Consider the following 2,499-nt stretch of genomic DNA (forward strand, 5'->3'; position numbering starts at 1 on the left):
TGAATGGAACGCATTCGAATGATAGGCCTTGGAAAATCATTTGGGGTGCGCCAAGTATTTTCCAATGTGTCTTTTGAGATAAAAGAAGGTGAGCGACTAGCCTTGGTAGGACCTAATGGGGCTGGGAAATCCACCTTGTTAAAATGCATATTAGGCTATGAAGAATTAGATGAAGGCAATGTAGTTAAGTCTCCTGTAGCCAGTATTGGTTACTTACAACAAGATGTAAATCTAGGAGATGATAGTTTAGCTACAGAAATTGAAAAAGCTTGGGCCGATGTCCATGTATTAGAGGAGCAACTAAAAGAACTTACCACGCGTTTGGAGTCTGAAGAAGCTAGTGAATCGGATCTGCAGCGATTGGATTATTTGCAAAATCGTTTAGAATGGCTAGGTGGCTATGATTATGAGCAAAAGACTAAACGTATCATTTATGGACTTGGTTTTACCGATGAGGATTTAGATAAGCCAGCTAGTGCTTTTTCTGGTGGTCAAAAGACTCGCATTAATTTAGCTAAAGCCTTGGTACGCCGTCCAGACTTTTTGTTCTTAGACGAGCCAACTAACCATTTAGATATGGACATGTTAGAGTGGCTAGAGGGTTATTTATCTGCCTATCCTGGCGGTATTCTCATCGTCAGCCATGACCGCTATTTTTTAGATCGTATTGTCACTGGTGTTGTAGAACTAGATAACCATAAGGCGACAATCTATCGTGGTAATTACAGCCGCTATATTCAACAACGGGATGAACGTTTGAAAGCAGATATGGTGGCCTATGAGAAACAACAGGAGTACATCAAGAAGACAGAGGCCTATATAGATAAATATCGTGCAGGTATAAAATCTAAAATGGCTCGTGGCCGGCAGTCTCAACTTAACCGTTTAGAACGACTTGATGCACCGGTAACCTCACATCATTTACAATTTTCTTTCCCTCCTGCAGCGATGAGTGCGGATAAGGTTCTTGTCCTAGATCATTTATCAGTAGGGTATGGTGAAAGTCCTATCATTGATGATATATCACTCGTAGTTCGACGAGGTGAATCAGTAGCTCTTATTGGTCCTAATGGGGCAGGTAAATCGACACTCGTAAAAACTATTGTAGGTGAATTATTTCCTGAGAATGGTCACGTAGATATCGGTAATCGCGTACAAGTGGGATATTTCTCGCAAGAGCATGAAGAACTACATGATTCTTGGCAGGTAGTAGAAGAGGTTATGAATCACTTTAACTACACTGAAGAGAAGGCCCGTAATGTATTAGGTTCATTCCTATTTAAAGGGGATGATGTATTTAAGCTTGTAGGTGACTTATCTGGTGGTGAGAGAGCTCGTTTAGCATTATTAAAATTATTCCTTCAAGGTGATAATTTTCTTATCTTAGACGAACCGACGAACCATTTAGATATTCCAACGCGCGAAATTGTGGAACAAGCCTTGCAACAATTTGAAGGTACATGTTTTATTATTTCCCATGACAGATATTTCTTAGATCAAGTTTCTACAAAAACCATTGTTTTAGATGATGGAAAAATTACTGAATATCTTGGTAATTACTCGTACTATAAAGAAAAGCTGAAAGAACAAGAAGATTTATTAGCATTAGCTAATGAACAGAACCCAGAGAGTGATAAAGTTGAAAATAAAGTTGTTTCAGTTATTGAACCAGTACTTTCAACATCAGAACCGACAGAGGAACCTCAGAAGAAACCGAATGCATATATGGTGGAAAAACAATTAGCTGAGGTAGAATCTGAAATTGCTCGTTTAGAAGCAACCATGAAGATGTATGAAGTGCAATTGGCTAATCCTGTAGTACAGCAAGATTTAGATGAAATGTCCAAAATTTCCATACAAATTGAATCTACACAAAGTGAGTTAGATGCATTGTATGAGAAATGGGAACGATTATCTGAATAACTTATAATAGTATATATTATTATAGAGTTATTTTAATTGACAAAAAATTGAAAACTCTAATAATATAGATATAGATTTAAAGTTTTATGTTTCAAAGGAAGGATGTAGCATGAATAAATCCATGTTAAAAAAAGCAGCCATTTTTGGTCTTGCTGGTGTAATGGCAGTTGCTGCTGGTTGTGGCAGTAATAAAGATGCAGGTAATGCAAATAGCAATGAAGCTAAAATTGCATTGTTAACAACAACAACTGGTGGTGCAGCAGCATATGGTGAGTCCATTAAAGCTGGTGCAGAATTGGCAGTAAGCGAAATCAACGCTGATGCAAATGCTGTAAAAATCAACTTATTAGTAGAAGATACTAAAGGTGATAAAAACGAAGCAATCAATGCAATGAATAAAGTAATTTCTAAGGATAAAGTTGTAGCTGTTATCGGCCCAATGTTATCTGGTGAAATGATGGCAGCTGGTCCTGTAGCAAACAAAAGCAAAATCGTAGCTCTTGGTACATCTACAACAGCTGAAGGTATTACAGATATCGGCGATTACATTTTCCGTAATGCTGTACCTGAATCCTT

2 protein-coding genes are annotated in these 2,499 nt (G+C 37.7%); both read left to right on the plus strand.

The window, feature by feature from the left end:
• Window positions 1–3 precede the first annotated feature (3 nt).
• Window positions 4–1,923 (plus strand): ABC-F family ATP-binding cassette domain-containing protein, encoded by a 1,920-nt coding sequence (locus QZ055_RS09120; RefSeq protein ID WP_295826404.1) that lies wholly within the window; start codon window positions 4–6, stop codon window positions 1,921–1,923.
• 109 nt (window positions 1,924–2,032) lie between these two features.
• A partial coding sequence (locus tag QZ055_RS09125) for an ABC transporter substrate-binding protein (protein ID WP_295826399.1) occupies window positions 2,033–2,499 on the plus strand: 467 nt, incomplete at its 3' end.

It is taken from the genome of uncultured Veillonella sp. (assembly GCF_905209685.1).
Lineage (GTDB): Bacteria > Bacillota > Negativicutes > Veillonellales > Veillonellaceae > Veillonella.